Source organism: Actinoallomurus sp. NPDC052274 (assembly GCF_040679475.1).
GTDB lineage: Bacteria > Actinomycetota > Actinomycetes > Streptosporangiales > Streptosporangiaceae > Actinoallomurus > Actinoallomurus liliacearum.
On sequence record NZ_JBFAUT010000070.1, the window covers coordinates 1 to 22,060 of the forward strand.

A 22,060-nucleotide genomic window follows, 5' to 3' on the forward strand; every position below is an offset into this window, starting at 1 on the left:
TGATGTCCGCCTTGTTCGGCGGGGCGATGACGTCGTCGATCGCGATGGTCACGCCGGAGCGGGTCGCCCACCGGAAGCCGGTGTCCTTCAGCGCGTCCAGCGCGTTCGCGACATCGACCTTCGGGTAGGTCTCGGCCAGCTCGTTGACGATCGCCGACAGCTGCTTCTTGCCGACCTCGTAGTTGACGAACGGGAAGTCCGGCGGCAGCGCCTCGTTGAACAGCGTCCGGCCGAGCGTCGTCTCGAGGCGGATCGGCTGACCGGCCTCCCAGCCCTCCGGCGCCGTCCAGCCGCGCGGCGGCGGGACGTCCTTGAGCCGGACGTTGATCTTGGCCTGAATGTGCAGGTCGCCCCGGTCATAGGCCATGATCGCCTCGGAGATGCTGGCGAACGAGCGGCCCTCGCCGTCGGCGCCCTCCTTCTCCGTCGTCAGCCAGAACAGACCGATGACCATGTCCTGGGTCGGCATGGTGACCGGCTTGCCGTCGGACGGCTTGAGGATGTTGTTGGTCGAGAGCATCAGGATGCGCGCCTCGGCCTGGGCCTCGGCCGACAGCGGCAGGTGCACGGCCATCTGGTCACCGTCGAAGTCCGCGTTGAACGCGGTGCAGACGAGCGGGTGGATCTGGATGGCCTTGCCCTCGACCAGCTGCGGCTCGAAGGCCTGGATGCCCAGGCGGTGCAGCGTCGGCGCCCGGTTGAGCAGCACCGGGTGCTCGGTGATGACCTCTTCGAGCACGTCCCACACGGCCGGGCGGGCCCGCTCGACCATGCGCTTGGCGCTCTTGATGTTCTGCGCGTGGTTGAGGTCGACCAGCCGCTTCATCACGAACGGCTTGAACAGCTCCAGCGCCATCTGCTTGGGCAGACCGCACTGGTGCAGCCGCAGCTGCGGGCCGACGACGATCACCGAACGACCGGAGTAGTCGACGCGCTTACCGAGGAGGTTCTGCCGGAAGCGGCCCTGCTTGCCCTTGAGCATGTCGGACAGCGACTTGAGCGGACGGTTGCCCGGCCCGGTGACGGGCCGGCCGCGGCGGCCGTTGTCGAACAGCGCGTCGACGGCCTCCTGCAGCATCCGCTTCTCGTTGTTGACGATGATCTCGGGCGCGCCGAGGTCGAGCAGCCTCTTCAGCCGGTTGTTCCGGTTGATGACCCGGCGGTACAGGTCGTTGAGGTCGCTCGTGGCGAACCGGCCACCGTCGAGCTGCACCATCGGGCGCAGGTCCGGCGGGATGACCGGGATGCAGTCGAGCACCATGCCCCGCGGGCTGTTGCGGGTGTTGAGGAACGCGGAGACGACCTTGAGGCGCTTGAGGGCGCGGGCCTTCTTCTGGCCCTTGCCGCTGCGGATGGTCTCCCGCAGCCGCTCGGCCTCGGCGTCGAGGTCGAAGTTCTCCAGGCGCTTCTGGATGGCCGCGGCGCCCATGCCGCCCTCGAAGTAGCGGCCGAAGCGGTCGCGCATCTCGCGGTAGAGCAGCTCGTCGCCCTCGAGGTCCTGGACCTTGAGGTTGCGGAAGCGGCTCCAGACCTCGTCGAGCCGGTCGAGCTCGCGCTGCGCCCGGTCGCGGAGCTGCTTCATCTCCCGCTCGGCGCCCTCGCGGACCTTGCGGCGCTGGTCACCCTTCGCCCCGGCGGCCTCGAGCTCGGCCAGGTCGGTCTCGAGCTTCTTCTGCCGGGCCTCGATGTCGGCGTCGCGGCGCTGCTCGAGCTGCTGCCGCTCGACGGAGACCTTCGCCTCCAGCGACGGCAGGTCGCGCTCACGCAGCTCGGTGTCGACATGCGTGATCATGTAGGCCGCGAAGTAGATGATCTTTTCGAGATCCTTGGGCGCCAGGTCCAGCAGGTAGCCCAGCCGGCTCGGCACGCCCTTGAAGTACCAGATGTGCGTGACGGGCGCGGCCAGCTCGATGTGGCCCATCCGCTCACGCCGCACCTTGGCGCGAGTGACCTCGACGCCGCAGCGCTCACAGATGATGCCCTTGAACCGGACGCGCTTGTACTTACCGCAGTAGCACTCCCAGTCCCGGGTCGGACCGAAGATCTTCTCGCAGAAGAGCCCGTCCTTCTCCGGCTTGAGAGTCCGGTAGTTGATCGTCTCCGGCTTCTTGACCTCGCCGTGCGACCACTGCCGGATGTCGTCAGCCGTGGCCAGGCCGATCCGCAGCTCGTCGAAGAAGTTGACGTCGAGCACTTTCTTAACCAGTCCCCTGTTGTCGTTTGCCGATTCCGAGGTCCGAAACGCCTACTCGCTCACTCGGCGGGCGGCCGGCCGGGCGCTGTCGCGCGCCCGTGCCGCCGCCCACGTCGTTCACTCGTCGGCTCCCCGTTCCTCAGACCTCTTCGACACTGCTCGGCTCACGCCGGGACAGGTCGATGCCGAGCTCTTCCGCGGCGCGGAAGACGTCCTCGTCGGTGTCACGCATCTCGATGGACATGCCGTCGCTGGAGAGCACCTCGACGTTCAGGCACAGCGACTGCATCTCCTTGATCAGCACCTTGAAGGACTCAGGGATGCCCGGCTCAGGGATGTTCTCGCCCTTGACGATGGCCTCGTACACCTTCACGCGGCCGAGGACGTCGTCGGACTTGATGGTGAGCAGCTCCTGGAGGGCGTAGGCGGCGCCGTACGCCTCCAGCGCCCAGACCTCCATCTCACCGAAGCGCTGGCCACCGAACTGGGCCTTACCGCCGAGCGGCTGCTGGGTGATCATGGAGTACGGGCCGGTCGAACGCGCGTGGATCTTGTCGTCGACCAGGTGGAGCAGCTTCAGGATGTAGATGTAACCGACCGCGATCGGGTCCTTGAAGGGCTCACCGGTCCGCCCGTCGAACATCCGCGCCTTACCCGTCTTCTGGACCATGCGCTGGCCGTCGCGGTTCGGCAGGGTGCTGTCGAGCAGCTCGGTGATCTCCTCCTCGCGGGCACCGTCGAAGACCGGGGTGGCGACGTTGGTCCCCGCGTCGGCGGCGTCGGCTCCGATGGCCTTCAGCTGGCGCTTCCACTCGGCGTCGTCCCCGTCGACCTTCCAGCCTCGGCTGGCGACCCACCCGAGGTGGGTCTCCAGGACCTGGCCGACGTTCATCCGGCCCGGCACGCCGAGCGGGTTGAGGACGATGTCGACCGGGGTGCCGTCCTCCAGGAACGGCATGTCCTCGACCGGCAGCACCTTGGAGATGACGCCCTTGTTGCCGTGACGGCCGGCGAGCTTGTCACCATCGGTGATCTTGCGCTTCTGGGCGACGTACACCCGGACCAGCTCGTTCACGCCCGGCGGGAGCTCGTCGCCCTCTTCCCGGCTGAACACGCGGACCCCGATGACCTTGCCCTCTTCGCCGTGCGGCACCTTCAGGGAGGTGTCGCGGACCTCGCGGGCCTTCTCGCCGAAGATGGCGCGCAGCAGGCGCTCCTCCGGGGTCAGCTCGGTCTCGCCCTTGGGCGTTACCTTGCCGACCAGGATGTCGCCCGTGGTGACCTCGGCGCCGATGCGGATGATGCCGCGCTCGTCCAGGTCGGACAGGACCTCTTCGGAGACGTTCGGGATGTCCCGGGTGATCTCCTCCGGGCCCAGCTTGGTGTCACGGGCGTCGACCTCGTGCTCCTCGATGTGGATCGAGGACAGGACGTCGTCCTGCACCAGACGCTGGGAGAGGATGATCGCGTCTTCGTAGTTGTGGCCCTCCCACGGCATGAACGCCACCAGGAGGTTCTTGCCGAGCGCCATCTCGCCGTTGTCCGTGCACGGACCGTCGGCGACGACGGTGCCGACCTCGACCCGCTGGCCCTCGTCGACGATGGGCTTCTGGTTGAAGCAGGTGCCCTGGTTGGACCGCTTGAACTTGGCGACACGGTAGGTGGTGCGCGTGCCGTCGTCGTTCATCACCGTGATGTAGTCGGCGGAGACCTCCTCGACGACACCGGCCTTCTCGGCCGTGATGACGTCACCGGCGTCGGTCGCCGCGCGGTACTCCATGCCGGTGCCGACCAGCGGCGCCTCGCTGCGCAGCAGCGGGACGGACTGGCGCTGCATGTTGGAGCCCATGAGCGCGCGGTTCGCGTCGTCGTGCTCGAGGAAGGGGATCATGGCCGTCGCGACCGACACCATCTGGCGCGGCGAGACGTCCATGTAGTCGACCTCGGACGGCGGGATGAACTCGACCTCGCCGCCCTTCCGGCGGACGAGGACGCGGTTCTCCACGAAGGTGCCGTCGTCCTGGAGCGGCGTGTTCGCCTGGGCGACGACGTGCCGGTCCTCCTCGTCCGCGGTGAGGTAGTCGATCTGCTCGGTGACCCGGCCGTCGACGACCTTGCGGTACGGCGTCTCGATGAAGCCGAAGGAGTTGACCCGGCCGTACGAGCTCAGCGAGCCGATCAGACCGATGTTCGGGCCTTCCGGCGTCTCGATCGGGCACATGCGGCCGTAGTGCGACGGGTGGACGTCACGGACCTCCATGCCCGCCCGCTCACGGGACAGACCGCCGGGACCCAGCGCGTTCAGACGCCGCTTGTGCGTCAGACCCGCCAGCGGGTTGGTCTGGTCCATGAACTGCGACAGCTGCGAGGTGCCGAAGAACTCCTTGATCGACGCCACGACCGGGCGGATGTTGATCAGGGTCTGCGGCGTGATCGCCTCGACGTCCTGCGTGGTCATCCGCTCGCGGACGACGCGCTCCATGCGGGCCAGGCCCAGGCGGACCTGGTTCTGGATCAGCTCGCCGACCGAGCGGATACGACGGTTGCCGAAGTGGTCGATGTCGTCGGTCTCTACGGGGATCGTGTGGCCCGCCGGGCCCGTCATCTCCTCCTCGCCGGCGTGCAGCCGGACGAGGTAGTCGATGGTGGTGACGATGTCGTCCTCGGTCAGGGTGCCCTGGGTCAGGTCCAGGTCGAGGCCGAGCTTCTTGTTGACCTTGTAGCGGCCGACCTTCGCCAGGTCGTAGCGCTTCGGGTTGAAATAGAGGTTCTCGAGCAGCGTCTGCGCGGACTCCTTCGTCGGAGGCTCGCCCGGACGCAGCTTGCGGTAGATGTCGAGCAGGGCGTCGTCCTGCCCGGTGGTGTGGTCCTTCTCCAGGGTGATCCGCATCGACTCGTAGTCGCCCCAGCGCTCAAGGATGCGGGCGTCGTCCCAGCCGAGCGCCTTGAGCAGAACGGTGACGCTCTGCTTGCGCTTGCGGTCGATCCGGACGCCGACGTTGTCACGCTTGTCGACTTCGAACTCGAGCCATGCACCCCGGGAGGGGATCACCTTGCAGCCGAAGAGGTCCTTGTCGGACGTCTTGTCCAGGGCCCGGTCGAAGTAGACGCCGGACGAGCGGACGAGCTGCGAGACGACGACACGCTCGGTGCCGTTGATGATGAAGGTGCCGCGCGGCGTCATGAGCGGGAAGTCACCCATGAACACCGTCTGGCTCTTGATCTCCCCCGTGGAGTTGTTGATGAACTCCGCCGTCACGAACATCGGGGCGGAGAAGGTCATGTCCTTGTCTTTGCACTCCTCGACGGAGTACTTCGGCGGCTCGAACCGGTGATCGCGGAACGAGAGGGACATGGTGCCGGAGAAGTCTTCGATCGGACTGATCTCTTCGAAGATCTCCTCAAGTCCCGACTGGGTCGGGACGTCCTTACGACCGGCCTGCTGGGCCGCAGTGACCCGGGCCTTCCACCTCTCGTTACCGAGCAACCAGTCAAAGGACTCGGTCTGCAGCGCGAGGAGGTCCGGAACTTCCAGAGGCTCCTTGATACGCGCGAAAGAAACGCGGTTCGGACCGGTTGCGGTAGTCGAGGCGTTGCGCGAGGCTGCCAAGAGTGGTCCTTCCGAGGGCTCGCGGCGGACTGACGACGCGCACGCCAGACGATCCACGCCGATAGACCCCGCCGAAACGGGGGTGTCGATGTGTGGATAGTCAGAGGGCAGCGCAAAGGGGCAGTGTAGCCGAACGCCACACCGCTGTCGAGCGCAGAGCCACGGTATGCATCACAGTTGCTCCGCAGCATCGCTCGTCAGCGGCCCCACGTCAAGACTAGACATGGACATTCCGCCCGATCGACCAGCGTGAGGAAGCCCATAGTTTACGGGGAAGCGGGCCCCCGGCCGTCCTCGCGCAGGTCGGCGCGCCGCCCCGGCACGGGGCGGCGTCACGTTTCTCGAAATCTCTTCGGATCGGACGGCGCCACGGGGCGGGAAACGATCAGCGCTTCGTCGACGCGGAGGGTGTCGCGGGGCCGGAAACGATCAGCGCTTCTTGGACGCGGAGGGGGTCGGCGTCGGCGTCGGGGTGGCGCCGGAGGAGGCCGGCGGCGGGGTGGTCATCCGCGGGCCGTCGATGAGCCACTTCTTGCCGACCTTCTTCATCTGCAGGCGCGGCCACGACGTGTCCACCTGGGGCTCCTTGTGCGCGGCGTTGACCGAGATCATCTTCACGAAGAGGAGCACCTCGACCCGGCCGCCGGTCGCCTGCGTCACCGACGCCACCTGGATCTGGGTCAGCGCCTGGGTCTGGCTCTTCTCCACGGACGTCCGGAAGATCTTCCAGTACTCGGCGTAGGACTTCGCCATCGCCGGCGTCATCTCGGACTCCGCCTTCTTCAGGTCGTAGTCCAGCGTCCGGTAGTTGTACGACAGCAGGTCCTTGGCGGCGGACTGCGCGGCGGCCAGGCCGTCCTCACGCGCGCGGCGGACCGCCTCGTCCTGACTCATCCGGTACCACAGGTCCAGGCAGCCGATGGCCACGACGAGCACGGCGCAGACCAGGATGGCCAGCGGGGCCGTGACCGGCGACCGCCGCGCCGTGCGCTCCGCCGCCGTCTCCTCGGCGGAGTCCTCGGCCGGCGCGCCCTTGCGCCTGGTGAGCGCGGTCACTGCAGCCCTCCCATCCCGGAGACCCGCCAGTGACCACCGATCTTGGTCAGCTGCACCTGGGCGCTCTGCCACGTCGCGGCGGGCGTCGTGACCTGGGCGGACTGCGCGGTCCTGCGGACGGTGACCATGACCTCGGCCGACTTGGACTGGATGTCTATCACTCCCGAGGCGGACACCGCGGCGCTGGAGATCAGCTTGTTGTTCACGACGGTCTGCTTCCAGGTCGTGCCGAGCTGCTGGACCGCCTGCGCCTTGAACTTGTCGGACATGTCGGCGTAGACCCGCTGGGCGTCCTGGTCGAAGTTCTGGTAGCCGATCGAGTAGAAGTTGGTGACGACCCGGCGGGCGACGGTCTGCACCGACGCGATGTCGGCCCTGCGGGTGTCGGCGGCGTACGTCTTGTCGGCGAGGTAGCCCGCCGGCACCAGGAGGGCGAGGAGGACGACTCCGAGCAGCGCGAGCGTCACCCCCAGGCGACGGCCGCTCAGCCGACGATCGGGCTCAGCAGAAGCGTCTGCCATGAAGCGTCTCCCGTCAGTTGACTGACCTTGCCCAGGCGGTACTGCTTACCGTCGGGCCCCACGTAAACGCGGGTCCGGGGATCGTAGCCGCTGACGAACAGCGTCTGCAGCCCGGAGGAGGCCGTCTGTCCGGAGCCGGAGTCCCCCGTCGACGAGCCGCCGCTCGCCGCCGACCGCCCGCTCGCCGACGCCTGCTTCGCGGCGTCCCCGCCGCCGCTCGAGCCGGTGCCGGTCGAGGTCTCGTACGGGAAGCCGGCCCCCGACGTCGCGCCGGCGGGCAGCTTGGGGTACGGCCCGGGCGGTGGCGCGTTGCGGGAGCCGCGTACGGCGGTGCTGGCGTCCTTGGGCGCCTTGCAGGACGCCTTGGCGTTGATGGTCGCCGGACGGGTGTCCTGCGGGTAGCGGATCTTCGTGCCCTCGTAGCCCTTGGTGCAGACGGCCGGCCGGTTGAAGTTGAGCTCGAGGCCGAAGTGCACCGTGCCATCGCCGGGGGTGACGCTGAACGCGCCGCCGACGATGAGCGGGTAGGTGATCAGCATGGTCCGGAGCTGGTCGGTGCGCGAGGTCAGCACCGACCCGATGACCGAGCCGTTGGCCAGCAGCGTGGGCAGGGTCGGCTGGAGACGGTCGAGCAGGTCCTGGCCCTGGTCCAGCGCGCCCGGCGTGACGTTCAGGAACTTGCGGACGTCGGGGTCGTCGCGCTTCAGCTCGGCGGTCAGCGACGCGAGGTTGCGGGAGAACTCCCGGAACACCGACCCCTCGTCGACCTGCGTGTCCAGCACCGTGCGCCCGTTGTTCAGCAGCGCGATCGTCTCAGGGTAGGTGTCGTTCAGCGCGGCCAGGATCTTCTTGTTGGAATCGAGCAGCGACTGCAGGTCCGGCCCCTCGCCCGACAGGCCCTTGTCGAGCTCGTCGATGACCGTTCCGAGGTCCTTGGGGTTCACGGTGCGCACGAGGGCGTCGATGTTGTGCAGCAGCTCGTACGTCTGCACCGGCAGGTGGGTGTGGTCGCGCGGGATGACGTCGCCGTTCTTCAGCGACGGGCCGTTCCCGGCGGGACGCAGGTCGATGTACTGCTCGCCGACGCCCGAGCGGTTGAGCACGTACGCCTGGACGCCGTTGGCGGGCACCTTGCGGTCGTGGTTGATCCGCAGTTCGACGCGGACGCCGTTCTTGGTCAGGCGCAGTGGCCCGACCCGGCCGACCGTGACGCCGCGGTAGGTCACCTCGGCGTTCGTGAAGATGCCGCCGGAGTCGGACATGTCGACGTAGACGCGGTACCGCAGGTCGAGGACGGTCTGCCCGATCCCGATGATGTTGACCAACGTGTAGGCCATGGTCAGGACCGTGATGATCGCGAAGATCGTCAGCTGGATCTTGACGCCGCGCTTGATGATCATGCGGTGCCTCCGCTCAGCAGGGCGCCCAGGTCGTCGCCCGGGGCACCGCCGCCCATTCCGAGGGGTGGCAGGATGCCGCCGCCCTGCTGCGAGCCACTCTGACCCGTACCGGCGCTTGAGCCACCCTCTGGGAGGACGCCCAGCGGGTTGTCCGGAACACTCGTGTGGGGGGCCGGCAGGGACGCCTGGAGCTTCTCAGCGCCCTTCACGGCCCCTTCCAGGGCGGTCCCGGTCAGGAAGTTGTGCGCGATGTTCCCGACGTCGAGGTCCAGGGTGGCGAACAGGTTGCCGTAGTCGCCCTTGAGCGCCTGGGAGACCGTCTGCGGGAACGGGAACGTCAACAGGCCGCCCAGGATCTTCGGGATGACGTTACTGGCCTTGTCGGTGTTCTGCAGCACCGTCTGCAGGTCCTTGAGGTTGGCGACCGTGTCGTCGTGCGACCGGTTGATCACCCGGGTCGCCACGGTGCCGAGCCGGTCCATGTTGACCAGGAGCTTGGTGAGGTCCTGCCGCTGCTCGGCGAGGATCTTGACCGCGGGGCCGGTGCTGTCGATCGTGTCGGCGATCGTCTGGTTGTGCCGGGCGAGCGTGGCGGCGAGCCGGTCGACCTTGTCGATCGTGGTGACGATCTGTGCCTTCTGCCGGTCGAGGGTGCCGACGAAGACGTTGACGCGGTCCAGGAGATCGCGCATCTGCGTGGTGCGGCCCTGCATCGCGGCGTTCAGCTCGTGGTTGATCGTGGAGATCTGCTCGAGGCCGCCGCCGGTGACGAGCATGGACATCGCCGACAGCACCTCCTCGACCTCGGTGTCGCGGGTGGTGCGGTCGAGGGGGATCTCCGCGCCCTGCGTCAGCCTCCCCTGAGGCGTCTGTCCCTGCGGCGCGGACAGCGCCACGAACTTCTCGCCGAGGAGGCTGGTCTGGGAGATCGTGGCGACGGCGTTGGCCGGCAGGTCGACCGAGCGCAGCAGCCGGCACGTGACCTCGGCGTTCCAGTTCACCAGGCGGATCCTGGTGATCCGGCCGACCGGGACGTCGTTGACGCGGCACTGCGACTGCGGGACCAGGTCCAGGACGTTCGAAAAGACGATCTTCACGTCGTACGGGTCGGAGCCGGTGTCGATGCCGCCGGGCAGCGGCATGTTCGACACGCCCCGGAACGTACAGCCCGAGACGGCGGCGGTGAGCGTGAGCGCCGCCGCAACGATCCGCGCCGCTCGGCCGCGCGCCGGCCGCTCCGATCGAGACACCTCGTACGTACCTCTCATCTCAACGGCCCGTGCCGGACGTGGGCGTACCGCTGGGCGTGCGCTTGCCGGACGCGCTCGTGTCGTCACCGGTCGCCGGCTGGGCCGGGCCGATCGCGAGCGGAAGCGGGATCAGGTTCTGCAGGTAGCCGTCGAACCACCGGCCCTGGGCGGTGGCGTCGGCCGAGACGCTGACGAAGGGGCCCAGGGTCTTGACCGCCTTGTCGAGGTTGTTCTGGTTGCGCAGCAGGATGTTCACGACGCTGTGCAGGTGCCGCATCGCGGGGTTCAGCGTGGCGCGGTTCTCCTCGATCGTCCCGGTGATCTGGTTCGCGAGGGTGACCGTGCCGGACAGCAGCGAAGTGATCACCTGCCGCCGGTCGTTGAGCTCCTGCAGCAGCAGGCCGCCGCTCGACACCAGCTGCGCGAGGTCGCCGCTGCGGTCGGCCAGCAGGCCGGTGAGGCTCCGGGTGTGGCCGAGGAGGCTGGTCAGCTCGTCGTCGCGAGAGGACACGGCCCGGGAGATCTTCTGCAGGCCGCTCAGCGTCCGGCGCACGTTGGCCGGGGAGTACTGCAGCGTCTGGTTCAGGGTGTCCAGCGCCGTGGCGAGCTGCGGGACGTCGATCTTCTGGAGCTGTCCGGACAGGTCCTGCAGGGCGGGGACGACCTCGTACGACGGGGCGGTGCGCGAGGTGGGGATCTCGGTGTGCGGCGACTGGCGGCGGTCGCCCCTCGGGTCGACCTCGAGGTAGTGCGCGCCCAGCAACGTAGAGATCTTGATCCGCACCTGCGACTGGGTGCCGAAACGGACGTGGGAGCCGGCGGTGAAGCCGACCCGCACGTGGTCGCCCTCCAGCTTGACGCTCTTGACCTTGCCGACCTTGACTCCGGCGACGCGCACCTCTTCGTTCGGCTTGAGGCCGCTGGCCTCGGTGAACGCCGCGTGGTACGTCGTTCCGCCCTCGAGGAGCGTCAGGTTGAACGCCGCGAACACGAGGAGGGCCACCGACGACATGCCGATGATCCCCATCATCAGGGGGTCCCGGTCGCGGAAGGAGACTCTCACCGTTGTGCTCCCCTCGTCGCTGCCTCGTTCACCCGATCACCCCTTGCACCGGGGGCTCTCGTTCAGGATCTGCGGAGTGTTGAAGGAGACCTGGCCCGGCAGCCCGATCCGCGCGTCCAGGCTGCACAGGTAGAAGTTGAACCAGGAGCCGTACGACGCGGCCCGGTCGAGCAGCATGAAGTTGGTCGGCATCGCGGCGAACGCCTTGTCCAGCTCGCCGCCGTTGGCCGCGAGCACCTTCGACAGGTGGCCGAGCGTGGCGATGTCGGCCTTGACCGAGGGGCGCACGTCGGTGAGCAGGCCGTTGGTCGTGTAGATGAGCTGGTTGACGCTGACCAGCGACTCGCCGATCGCGTGCCGGTCGTCGGACAGCCCGGACACCAGGCTCTTCAGGTTGGTGATGAGCCCGGAGACCTCCTGGTCGCGCGAGTCGATGGTGGCGATCACCTTGTCGAGGTTGTCGATCACCCGGCCGATGACCTCGTCGCGGTTGCCGAGGGTCTCGGTCAGGGAGGCGACGTGCGCGAGCAGCCCGTTGACGGTCCCGCCCTCGCCCTGCAGCACCTGGATGAGCTGGTAGGCGAGCTGGTTGACGTCCTGCGGCTTGATCGCCCGCAGCAGCGGCCGGAAGCCGTTGAACAGCGCGGTCAGGTCCAGCGCCGGCTGGGTCTGCTCCTTCGGGATCGTCCCGCCGGCCGGCAGCGTGCCGCCCTGCCCGGAGCCCTCGGTCAGCGAGATGTACCGCTGGCCCATCAGGTTGCGGTACCGCAGCTGGGCCTGCGTGCTGCGCGGCAGGGTCTGGTCGTCGACCACCGAGACCGTGACCTTGGCCAGGTGCCCCTGGTAGAGCTTGATCCCCTTGACCTCGCCGACGCGCACGCCGGCGATCCGGACCTCGTCGCCCGTGTTGAGCCCCGCCGCGTCCGTGAAGATCAGGTTGTAGTTCCGGCTCGGCACGAACTGGGTGTTGGAGATGGTGACGGCGAGCACCGCCGTGGCGAGCGTGGCGATCACCGCGAAGATGATCAGCTTGATCGTCGCCGAGGTGGTCTTCACTTGGCGGTCACCACCATTCCGTTGGCGGCCGGCTTGTACAGCAGCGTGGCGAGGTCGGAGACCTGGTCGGCGCGGGTACCCATGGCCGGCCCCATCAGGCTCTTGAGCAACGCGTCGTCGTCCGTGGAGCTGCCCGGTTTGACCAGGACGCTCGACAGGGAGCGGCCCGCGCCGCCCGCCCACCACTGGTCGTCCTCGGTCCCGTCGAGCTCCTGATACTGCGGGAACGGCACCTTCGGGTTCGGCAGCCCGTAGCAGCGGGGGTTGCGGTAGTCCTTGAACTCCGGGCGGTCCAGGCCCGGCTTGTACCCGGGGCGCGGCTTGACCAGCTCCAGCGTGACGTGCACGCCCGGCTGGCGGCCGCCCATCGCGTCGATCAGCCGGGGCGTCAGCTTGGCCATGCCCTGGAACACGCACGGCACGCTCGGGGAGTACTTGGCCAGCAGCGCGAGCGCCTTCCGGTTGGCGATCATCGCCCCGACCAGGCGGGGCTCGTTGTCGGCGGTGAACTCCGTGGCCTGGCCGGTGAGGCCGATGCCCTTGTCGAGGGCCTCGACGAGCTGGGGCTCCTTGTCGACGATCGTGCGGTTCGTCGTCTGGAGGTTCTGCATGATCGAGATCAGGTCGGGCGCGGCGCCGTTCAGGTTGTCGCTGACGATGGCGAGCTGCCGCAGGTCGTGCACGACGGTGGGCAGGTGCGGGTTGAGCCGCTTGAGGTAGTCGTCGGCGTCGACGAGCATCTGGCCGATCTGGTCGCCGCGGCCCTGCAGCGCGGTGGCCAGGGCGTTCAGGGTGGCGTTGAGCTTGGCCGGCTCGACCTCGTCGAGGATCGGCATCACGTCGTTGAGGACCTGGTTGACCTCCACGGCGGTGGTGGAGCGGTCCTGCGGGATGACGTCGCCGTTCTTCAGGTGACGGCCGCCGAGCGTGCCCGCCGGGGGGACGATGTCGACGAACTTCTCGCCGAACACCGTCTTGGGCAGCATCCTCGCCGAGGAGGCCGCCGGGATGAGCCGGGCCTTACCGGGGTCGATCGCCAGGTCGATCGCCGCGCCGTTCGGCGTCTGGCGGATCTTCCTGACCTCCCCGACGATCAGGCCGCGGACCTTCACGTCGGAGTGCGGGACGAGCTGCAGGCCGGCCCGGTCGCTGTCGACGGTGACGTGGTAGACGGGCGTGAACGCCTTGTTGTACTGCATCACCATGAGCACGACGAGCAGGAGGACCACCAGCACGAACGCCACCCCGTAGAGGCGGTAGCGAAGCCGCTCGGACCACGAGCCGAAGGGCGGGGTGTAGCTCATGAGTCCTCCCCCGGCTCAGCAATCGTCATCGCGCACTCACACCTCTCGTCTCAGCCGGCGATCCGTACGCTCGTGGTGGCGCCCCAGATCGCCATCCCCATGAGCAGGTCCACGATGTTGACGACCACGAGGCTCGTACGGACGGCGCGGCCGACCGCCAGGCCCACGCCGGCCGGTCCGCCGCTGGCGTTGAAGCCGTAGTAGCAGTGGATCAGCATGACGAGGATCGCGAAGATCAGGACCTTCCCGAACGACCACAGGACGTCGTGGGGTGGGAGGAACAGGTAGAAGTAGTGGTCGTACGTGCCGCTGGACTGGCCGAACGACACGGTCACCATCAGCCGGGTGGCGACGAACGACGCCAGCAGGCCGATGACGTACAGCGGGATCACGGCGAGCATGCCGGCCACCAGGCGCGTCGTCACCAGGAACGGCAGCGACGGCACGCCCATGACCTCGAGCGCGTCGATCTCGTCGCTGATCCGCATGGCGCCGAGCTGGGCGGTGAAGCCGCAGCCGACCGTGGCCGACAGCGCCAGCGCGGACACCGTGGGGGCCAGCTCCCGCGTGTTGAAGTACGCCGAGACGAAGCCGCTGAAGGCGGCGCTGCCGATCTGGTTCAGGGCGTTGTAGCCCTGCAGGCCGACCTCGGTACCGGTGAAGAAGGTCATGAAGCCGACGATCGCCACGCTGCCGCCCATGACGGCCAGGCCGCCGGTGCCGAGGCTGACCTCGGCGAGCAGCCGGACGACCTCCTTCTTGTAGCGCAGGGCGACCCGCCAGACCCACGCGAACGCCCGCACGTAGAACGCCATCTGGTGGCCGAAGCCCTCCAGGCGCTCCAGCGGAGCGTCGATGACGCGCTTGGCGGTGCGGAACCCGCCCCAGGTGCCGGCCGCCATCACATGCCCTTCTGCGGGACGAGCTGGAAGTACAGCGCGCTGAGCACGAAGTTCTCCACGAACAGTGCCATCGCCGCGATGACCACGGTCTGGTTCACCGCGTCACCGACGCCCTTCGGGCCGCCGGAGGCGGTCAGGCCCTTGTACGAGGCGACGAGCGCGGCGGTGATACCGAACACCACCGCCTTCACCTCGGCCTGGTACAGGTCGGAGAGCTGTGCCAGGCCGCTGAACGAGGCGATGTACGCGCCGGGCGTGCCGCCCTGCAGCATGACGTTGAAGACGTAACCGCCGGCGATGCCGACGACCGAGACGATGCCGTTGAGGAAGAGCCCGACGAACGCGCAGGCCAGCACGCGCGGCACCACGAGGCGGTGCAGCGGGTTGATGCCGAGCACCTCCATCGCGTCGATCTCCTCGCGGATCTTCCGGGCGCCCAGGTCGGCGCAGATCGCCGAGCCGGCCGCCGCCGCGATCAGGAGAGCCGTCACGATCGGGCTGGCCTCCCGGACGATCGCCAGCACCGCCGTCGATCCGGTCTGGGACTGCGCGCCGAGCTGCCGGATCAGGTTGCCGACCTGCAACGAGAGGATCGCGCCGAACGGGATGGCGACCATGATGGTGGGCGCCACCGTGACGCTGACGATGAACCACGCCTGCTGGAGGAACTCCTGCCACTGGAACGGCCACTTGAACATCGCCCGGAAGGTGTCCAGCGACAGGGCGAAGAAGCGGCCGGGCTCGCGCAGCGTGGCGGTGGCGACGCCGTCGGCCACCTTGCCGGCGCGCGGCATCAGTGCGCCCCTTCGGAATGCCGCCCGGCACCGGCCGCCATGGCGGCGACGTACCGCGGCCACTCCTCGAGCCAGTCACGGCCCATCTCGTCGATGAACGAGCCGTCCGGCGGAGTGACCCCGTGCGCGCGCAGCCATTCGCCGGGAGCGTGCTGGGTCCGGCGGAGGCGCCCGTCGCTGGTCATCAGCTGCGGCGGGATCGGCGGCAGCGGGCCCGGGTCGCGGCCGAGGCGGGCCTCGGCCTCCAGCTCGGACAGGTCCTTCTCCTCGGACATGCCGATCGGGCCGACCTTGCGCGCGTTGAGGAACTGCCGGACCACCGGCTCCTCGCTCGACAGCAGCATCTCGCGCGGCCCGAACATCACCAGCTCGCGGCGGAACAGCATGCCGATGTTGTCCGGCACCGTACGGGCGGTGTTGATGTCGTGGGTGACGATGAGGATCGTCGCCTCGATCTCGGCGTTGAGGTCGACGATCAGTTGGTTCAGCAGGACCGTGCGGACCGGGTCCAGGCCGGAGTCGGGCTCGTCGCAGAGAATGATCTGTGGGTCGAGCACGAGCGCGCGGGCCAGCCCGGCCCGCTTGCGCATACCGCCGGAGATCTCGCCGGGGAACTTGTTCTGCGCTCCCCCGAGGCCGACCATCTCCATTTTCTCCAGGACGATGCGCCGGATCTCCGACTCCGACTTGCGCGTATGCTCGCGCAGCGGGAAGGCGATGTTGTCGAAGAGGTTCATCGAGCCGAACAGCGCGCCGTCCTGGAACAGGACGCCGAACAGCTTCCGCACCTCGTACATGTCGTGTTCGCGGAGATTCGGCATGTCCTTGCCGTCGATCCAGCAGTGGCCGCGGTCCGGCTTGAGCAGGCCGACCATCGTCTTGAGGAACACCGACTTGCCGGTTCCGGAGGGTCCGAGAAGGACGGAGATCTCACCGGCGGGCAGCGTCAGGGTGACGTCCTCCCAGATGACCTGACGCCCGAAGGACTTGGTCAGCCCTTCGACTCTGATTTCGACGCCCACTCGTCACCTTTCGTCCAGCCGGCCCATGGGTGTCCGGTACAACGAGCGAGTTACCGATGGGTTACGTTGCCGGATCACACAGAGCCACTGAGCAGTGGCCGGGGGCCATCGTGCGTGCCGCGTCCACCTACCGTAGTCATCCCTCGCTCGAATGGAAGAGGTAAAACCATCGTCACCGGGACGGAGATTGCCTCGTAAGCAGATCGTTACTCAGAACCGACTTATGAGACTAGCGGTCCAACAGTTCCCTTGGGAAGGGGATGCCCGACGGGCGGAACCCGGCGAACTTCTACGGACGGTCCGGAAATGATCACGTACATGAGGCCGCATCGTATCAACCAAGCGCTTGATAGGTAAGACCTTCGAGGGACCTCCTCCCCGGGTAACGCCGAAGGGCGGCCACCCGGAAGGGTGACCGCCCTCGAAGAGCGCTGAGAAAGCGCCGTGAAGAAGACGCCTTACTTGACGGTGACCGTCGCGCCGGCCTTCTCCAGGGCCTCCTTGGCCTTGTCGGCCGTCTCCTTGTTGACCTTCTCCAGCAGCGGCTTCGGCGCGCCGTCGACCAGGTCCTTGGCCTCCTTCAGGCCCAGGCTCGTGAGGCCACGGACCTCCTTGATGACCTGGATCTTCTTGTCGCCGGCGGCCTCGAGGATGACGTCGAACTCGTCCTTCTCCTCGACGGCCTCAGCCGGGGCGCCCGGGGCGCCGGGGGCGGCGGCGACCGCGACCGGGGCGGCGGCCTTGACGTCGAAGGTGTCCTCGAACTGCTTCACGAACTCGGAGAGCTCGAGAAGGGTCATCTCCTTGAAAGCGTCGAGCAGCTCGTCGGTGCTGAGCTTCGCCATGGTGTTGCTTCCTCCTGTTGAAAACCCGCGTCGCTCACGCGGATGGGTAATTCAGGTCTGTTACGACCGCGGGATCAACCCTCGTCCGACGTCTCGGCCGGCGCCTCGGCGGCGGCCTCCGTGGCCCCGCCTTCCTCTTCGCGCTTGACCCGCAGGGCCTCGGCCAGCTGAGCGGCCTTGACCGGCAGGGCGTTGAAGAGAGCGGCGGCGTTGCCCATCGACGCCTTCATCGCACCCGCGAGCTTCGCGAGGAGGACCTCGCGGGACTCGAGGGACGCGAGCGTGGTGATGTCCTCGGACGTCATCGGCTTGCCGTCGACGACGCCGCCCTTGATCACCAGGTTCGGGTTGGCCTTGGCGAAGTCACGCAGGCCCTTGGCGGCCTCGACCACATCGCCCTTGACGAACGCGATCGCCGACGGGCCCTGGAGCAGCTGCTCGAGCTCCTCGGTGACCCCGGCCTCGCGCGCGGCGATCTTGGTCAGCGTGTTCTTCACCACGGCGAAACGTGCATTCTCACCGAGCGATCGGCGCAGCTCACTGATCTGCGCAACGGTGAGCCCGCGGTACTCGGTCAGCACGGCACCGCTCGAGCTCTCGAACTCGCTCTTGAGCTCGGCGACCGCTGCCGCCTTGTCCGCCCTCGCCATGGGCCTCCTTCCAGATGTGCGCCGGTGGAGAAGGCCCGAGAAACGACGAACGCCCCGGCGCAGGCGCACGGGGCGGATGACATGACCAGCACCGGGTCACGTCTCAGCTCTCAATGTCACCTACGCGGGCCGCCCGCTGTGCGGGACCTTCAGTCACCCCGTGGGTGACGACCGGCGGTCTTCGGCGTTGAACAGCGTACGCGATCCCGCCGAGACCGCCAAATCCGCACCCCCACAGTGGCCGGGACCGGACGGCACCCGAGCACCACGGCGATCGGACCGGTACGGCGCTCAGGGTGGCACGGCACCGAGCCGTTCGTTCACCTCTCGAAGAAAAAGGTGCGCCCCGCGGCGTCCGAGCCGCGGGGCGCACCCCTCCGGACCGCCCGGGGGCGGGCCGTCCGCACTACCGGAGTCAGTGGCCGGAGCCCCAGTTCCGCAGGAGCTGCGAGCCATCGGCGACCTGGTTCGCCGGCGGCGCGGACACGCTGAAGGACTTGTTGAAGTTGCTGTAGATCATGGTGGCGGTGGCCGAACCGCCCGACTCGGTGCCCTTGGCCGTCAGCTTGCGCGGCAGGTTGTCCGAGCCGACCCACAGGTCGAACACGACCTTCTTCGCACCGCTCTTCTGGTACAGGTCCTGGAACGACTGCTTGGCCTTACCGGACAGCTGCGCCGCGGCGTCCTGCGCGGTGATCGTCCCGGTGTAGTGGGTGGTCTTGACCCCATTGATGGTCTGCGTGCCGACCTTGCGCACGTCCTTCGAGCTGGTGAAGATCTTGGTCTGCTGCGCGGGGTCGGCCTGCTTGAGGATGTCGTTCAGGTTCACACCGGCCTGCTGCGCGGCCTGCGAGACGGAGAACTTCACCCACTGCTTGCCGCCGGCGAACTGCGAGAGCTGCGAGGGGACCTTCCCGTAGAGCGCGTCACCGAGAAGGATCGCCCGCAGGCCGGTCCCCACCGAGCGGCCGCCGAAGCCGGCCGAGTCGAGGGTGCCGACCGCGGCGAGCTCGGGGCTGAGCCGGACCTGTACGGTCCCGTGCGCCTTCGAGGCCGCCTGCCCGCTGCCGCTCTCGGTGATGTCGACCTTGTACGACTTGACGGTGCTGGTCTTCTGCGCCGCCAGAGTGATCGCCTGAGCGGCGGAGACGTTCACCGCGCCGGCGCCGTCCTTCCCCGCGGCCCCGCACCCGGCGAGGGAGACGACCAAGGCGGCACCGGCGGCTGTACCCACGGCATATCGACGAACCATTGAACCCTCCTGCGTATCGCGTACGGCCCCCGGCTCGATGAGAGCGCGAACGTCTGGTTCCAGCACTATCGAGTGTTACCTCCAGGGATCTTGTAAACATCCCCCATGGGGACCAGATCCCCTTCGCCCGAGTGCGACGTAAGTCGTACCGAAGGATGACGCACCGCAAAAAGGGCGCCCCCGAAACGGGGACGCCCCTTTGCGCGTTTCGCTGATGCGTCAGCTCACCGCGTCAGCTCGCCGCAGTGCTCACCGCGTCAGCTCGCGGACTCTTCCAGCTCCGCGACGAGGTTGCGCGTGGCGTTCGGGTCGACCGGAATGCCCGGGCCCATCGTCGTGCTCAGGGTCGCCTTCTTGATGTAACGCCCCTTGGCCGCCGACGGCTTGAGCCGCAGGATCTCCTCCAGCGCGGCGGCGTAGTTCTCCACGAGCTGCTTCTCGGAGAAGGACGTCTTGCCGGCGATGAAGTGCAGGTTCCCGTGACGGTCCACGCGGAACTCGATCTTGCCGCCCTTGATGTCGGACACGGCCTTGGCCACGTCGGTGGTGACGGTGCCGGTCTTCGGGTTCGGCATGAGACCACGGGGGCCGAGCACGCGGCCGAGGCGGCCGACCTTGCCCATCATGTCCGGGGTCGCCACGACCGCGTCGAAGTCGAGCCAGCCGCCCTGGATCCGCTCGATCATGTCGTCGGAGCCGACGTGGTCGGCGCCGGCCTCGCGGGCCTCGTCGGCCTTCGCGCCACCGGTGATGACCAGCACGCGGGCGGTCTTACCGGTGCCGTGCGGCAGGTTGACGGTGCCGCGGACCATCTGGTCGGCCTTACGGGGGTCGACCCCGAGCCGGAACGCGACCTCGACGGTGGCGTCGAACTTGGTCGGCGAGGTCTCCTTGGCCAGCTTCACGGCCTCGGCCGGGCTGTAGAGCGCCGCCTTGTCGATCTTGTTGTCGGCGTTGCGGTACGCCTTGCTGCGCTTCATCTTCTTCTCCTGATCTGGAGCTCGTGGTCCGGGCCTGCGCGCGGCCCTCCCACATGGGGTTTCGGCCGGGCCGACGGCATTCCCCGCGAGGGCGTCGCCCCCGCGGAGTCCGCGGCCGAGCCCGTCATCCGGCACACGCCGTGCCGGACACGGCGCCTACTGTCGCACTCGCTCGTCGCGGGTGCGGGTCAGTCGGTGACCGTGATGCCCATCGAACGGGCGGTGCCGGCGACGATCTTCTCGGCCTGCTCGGGCGAGTTGGCGTTGAGGTCCGGCATCTTGGTGGCGGCGATCTCCCGGAGCTGGTCGCGGGTGATCGTGCCGACCTTGGTCTTGTGCGGCTCGCTGCTGCCCTTGTCGACGCCGGCGGCCTTCTTGATCAGCTGCGCGGCCGGCGGGGTCTTCGTGACGAAGGTGAACGAACGGTCCTCGTAGATGGTGATCTCTACGGGGATGACGTTGCCGCGCTGGGACTCCGTCGCAGCGTTGTACTGCTTGCAGAAGTCCATGATGTTCACGCCGTGCGGACCGAGCGCGGTACCGACGGGCGGCGCGGGCGTCGCCTGTCCGGCCTGCAGCTGGACCTTGACGATCGCGGTGACCTTCTTCTTCTTGGGAGGCATGCCTCACCCTTTCGTTCCGATTCTTCGTCGGCCCCCACTCCCGCACACGCGGGCGACGCGGCGGATGGAACGTCGACCACCGCGTTGGGACCGTCTTCCCCGCGGGCACGCGGGGACGTCTGTGGAGCGTAGGCGCCGGAGCGTCGTGCTCCGGCGTCAGATCTTGGAGACCTGGTTGAAGGACAGCTCGACCGGAGTCTCCCGACCGAAGATCGACACCAGCACCTTGAGCTTCTGCGCCTCGGCGTTGATCTCGTTGACGGTCGCGGGCAGCGTGGCGAACGGGCCGTCCATGACGGTGACCGACTCGCCGACCTCGAAGTCGACGGTGGCCGCGGCCTTCGCCGTCTCCTTGGTCTTGGCCTGCTCCTCGGGCTCGGGCGCGAGCAGCGTCGCCACCTCCCGGAGGTGCAGCGGCGACGGGGTGTTCGACAGGCCCACGAAACCGGTCACACCCGGCGTGTTCCGGACGGCCGCCCAGGACTCGTCGGTGAGCTCCATGCGGACCAGGATGTAGCCCGGCAGGACCTTCTCGTTGACCTTCTGACGCTTGCCGCCCTTGACCTCGGTGACCTCGTGCTGCGGCACCTCGACCTGGAAGATGTAGTCCTCCATGTTGAGCGACTGGGTGCGCTGCTCGATGTTGGTCTTCACGCGGTTCTCATAACCGGCGTACGAGTGAACGACGTACCACTCGCCCGGAAGGAGCCGCAGCTGCGTGGTGAACTCTTCGACCGGGTCCGACGCCTCGTCGGACGCCTCTTCGGACGCTTGGGCGGACGTTTCGTCGGACTCCGTGGCGACTTCCTCAGCCTCGGCCGAAGCCGGCGCTTCCACCGACTCGGCCTCTTCGATGGCCTCGTCGTGAAGCTCTGGGGACTCGGACACGGTCACTCTTTCTCTCGGTGTGGGTTGCTGATGGAATCCGGCACGCGATCAGCCGAAGAGCTTCAGCACAACCCAGGAGAAGGCGTTGTCGAGACCGAACACGATCGCCACGACGATGATCACGAAGACCAGCGACACGGTCGTGTAGGTGATGAGCTCGTTGCGCGTAGGCCAGATGACCTTGCGAAGCTCAGCGACCACCTGGCGGTAGAACAGGACCGGCGAGGTCCGTTTCTTGACGGACTTGCCGTTGTCCTTGGTCGCGGTCTCGCCGCGCGTCTCGGTCGCCATTGGTGTCGACGCATCCCCTCGTCGGTTGTGTCGCGAACTTCCGGTGTGGGCGTGCGCTTAAGTACGCCCGCGCACGTACGCCGTGCACGAACCGTATTCCGCAGGGCAGGAGGGACTCGAACCCCCAACCACCGGTTTTGGAGACCGGGACTCTGGCCAATTGAGCTACTGCCCTTCGCAGTGTCGCCACATCATGGCACGCGTGAACCATGCAGGACGCCACTAGGTCACGCAGTCTACGTCTCAAACCGCCCCCGCGTCGAACCAAACGCCGATCAGGTCCGCCGCGCCCCTCTGAAGCCCCGTCTCCGTAAGGGGGATATCGGGCTGAGACCTGCCGCGCCGTCTGCGACGATAGG

At 67.9% G+C, this 22,060-nt stretch carries 19 protein-coding genes and 1 tRNA gene; all 20 read right to left on the bottom strand.

Features of this window, described 5'->3' with window-relative positions; all coding sequences use genetic code 11:
- A partial coding sequence (rpoC, locus tag AB0K82_RS38155; RefSeq protein WP_364406656.1) for a DNA-directed RNA polymerase subunit beta' occupies positions 1-2,194 on the bottom strand: 2,194 nt, incomplete at its 3' end.
- A gap of 139 nt (positions 2,195-2,333) precedes the next feature.
- Positions 2,334-5,804, bottom strand: a complete 3,471-nt coding sequence (gene rpoB, locus AB0K82_RS38160) for a DNA-directed RNA polymerase subunit beta (protein ID WP_364406659.1) — start codon at positions 5,802-5,804, stop codon at positions 2,334-2,336.
- 429 nt (positions 5,805-6,233) lie between these two features.
- Positions 6,234-6,860 carry a hypothetical protein gene (locus AB0K82_RS38165; RefSeq protein WP_364406662.1) on the bottom strand — a complete coding sequence of 209 codons (627 nt, stop codon included), beginning with the start codon at positions 6,858-6,860 and terminating at the stop codon, positions 6,234-6,236.
- A complete protein-coding gene (locus tag AB0K82_RS38170; RefSeq protein WP_364406665.1) occupies positions 6,857-7,381 on the bottom strand; it encodes a hypothetical protein in 525 nt (174 codons plus the stop codon). The genes AB0K82_RS38165 and AB0K82_RS38170 overlap by 4 nt, the downstream gene beginning before the upstream one ends.
- Positions 7,345-8,781, bottom strand: coding sequence for an MlaD family protein (locus tag AB0K82_RS38175; protein WP_364406668.1), 1,437 nt, complete (start codon positions 8,779-8,781; stop codon positions 7,345-7,347). Before AB0K82_RS38175 ends, AB0K82_RS38170 begins: the two co-directional genes overlap by 37 nt.
- Positions 8,778-10,049, bottom strand: coding sequence for an MCE family protein (locus AB0K82_RS38180; protein ID WP_364406671.1), 1,272 nt, complete (start codon positions 10,047-10,049; stop codon positions 8,778-8,780). Before AB0K82_RS38180 ends, AB0K82_RS38175 begins: the two co-directional genes overlap by 4 nt.
- Position 10,050: 1 nt before the next feature.
- Entirely contained in the window at positions 10,051-11,094 is a 1,044-nt protein-coding gene (locus tag AB0K82_RS38185; RefSeq protein ID WP_364406674.1) for an MCE family protein, read from the bottom strand.
- Positions 11,095-11,130: 36 nt separating this feature from the next.
- A complete protein-coding gene (locus AB0K82_RS38190) occupies positions 11,131-12,150 on the bottom strand; it encodes an MlaD family protein (protein ID WP_364406677.1) in 1,020 nt (339 codons plus the stop codon).
- Positions 12,147-13,454, bottom strand: a complete 1,308-nt coding sequence (locus AB0K82_RS38195) for an MCE family protein (RefSeq protein WP_364406680.1) — start codon at positions 13,452-13,454, stop codon at positions 12,147-12,149. Before AB0K82_RS38195 ends, AB0K82_RS38190 begins: the two co-directional genes overlap by 4 nt.
- Before the next feature lie 50 nt (positions 13,455-13,504).
- On the bottom strand, positions 13,505-14,269 hold the full coding sequence (locus AB0K82_RS38200; protein ID WP_364406758.1) for an ABC transporter permease: 765 nt from the start codon (positions 14,267-14,269) through the stop codon (positions 13,505-13,507).
- A gap of 86 nt (positions 14,270-14,355) precedes the next feature.
- Entirely contained in the window at positions 14,356-15,150 is a 795-nt protein-coding gene (locus AB0K82_RS38205; RefSeq protein ID WP_364406682.1) for an ABC transporter permease, read from the bottom strand.
- Positions 15,150-16,172: an ABC transporter ATP-binding protein gene (locus AB0K82_RS38210; RefSeq protein WP_364406685.1), complete on the bottom strand. Its 1,023-nt coding sequence runs from the start codon at positions 16,170-16,172 to the stop codon at positions 15,150-15,152. The genes AB0K82_RS38205 and AB0K82_RS38210 overlap by 1 nt, the downstream gene beginning before the upstream one ends.
- A gap of 458 nt (positions 16,173-16,630) precedes the next feature.
- Positions 16,631-17,017, bottom strand: a complete 387-nt coding sequence (rplL, locus tag AB0K82_RS38215) for a 50S ribosomal protein L7/L12 (RefSeq protein WP_364406688.1) — start codon at positions 17,015-17,017, stop codon at positions 16,631-16,633.
- Between the two features lie 74 nt (positions 17,018-17,091).
- Positions 17,092-17,667, bottom strand: coding sequence for a 50S ribosomal protein L10 (gene rplJ / locus AB0K82_RS38220; protein ID WP_364406690.1), 576 nt, complete (start codon positions 17,665-17,667; stop codon positions 17,092-17,094).
- Between the two features lie 415 nt (positions 17,668-18,082).
- Complete coding sequence (locus AB0K82_RS38225; RefSeq protein WP_364406693.1) at positions 18,083-18,901, bottom strand: LppX_LprAFG lipoprotein; 819 nt, start codon at positions 18,899-18,901, stop codon at positions 18,083-18,085.
- Positions 18,902-19,176: 275 nt separating this feature from the next.
- Positions 19,177-19,899: a 50S ribosomal protein L1 gene (gene rplA, locus AB0K82_RS38230; RefSeq protein ID WP_364406696.1), complete on the bottom strand. Its 723-nt coding sequence runs from the start codon at positions 19,897-19,899 to the stop codon at positions 19,177-19,179.
- Positions 19,900-20,087: 188 nt separating this feature from the next.
- Entirely contained in the window at positions 20,088-20,522 is a 435-nt protein-coding gene (gene rplK, locus AB0K82_RS38235) for a 50S ribosomal protein L11 (protein ID WP_364406699.1), read from the bottom strand.
- A 156-nt stretch (positions 20,523-20,678) separates the two neighbouring features.
- A complete protein-coding gene (gene nusG / locus AB0K82_RS38240; RefSeq protein ID WP_364406702.1) occupies positions 20,679-21,410 on the bottom strand; it encodes a transcription termination/antitermination protein NusG in 732 nt (243 codons plus the stop codon).
- Positions 21,411-21,458: 48 nt separating this feature from the next.
- Positions 21,459-21,701, bottom strand: coding sequence for a preprotein translocase subunit SecE (gene secE / locus AB0K82_RS38245; protein WP_364406704.1), 243 nt, complete (start codon positions 21,699-21,701; stop codon positions 21,459-21,461).
- A 101-nt stretch (positions 21,702-21,802) separates the two neighbouring features.
- A tRNA-Trp gene (locus AB0K82_RS38250) sits at positions 21,803-21,876 on the bottom strand.
- Between the last annotated feature and the right edge of the window lie 184 nt (positions 21,877-22,060).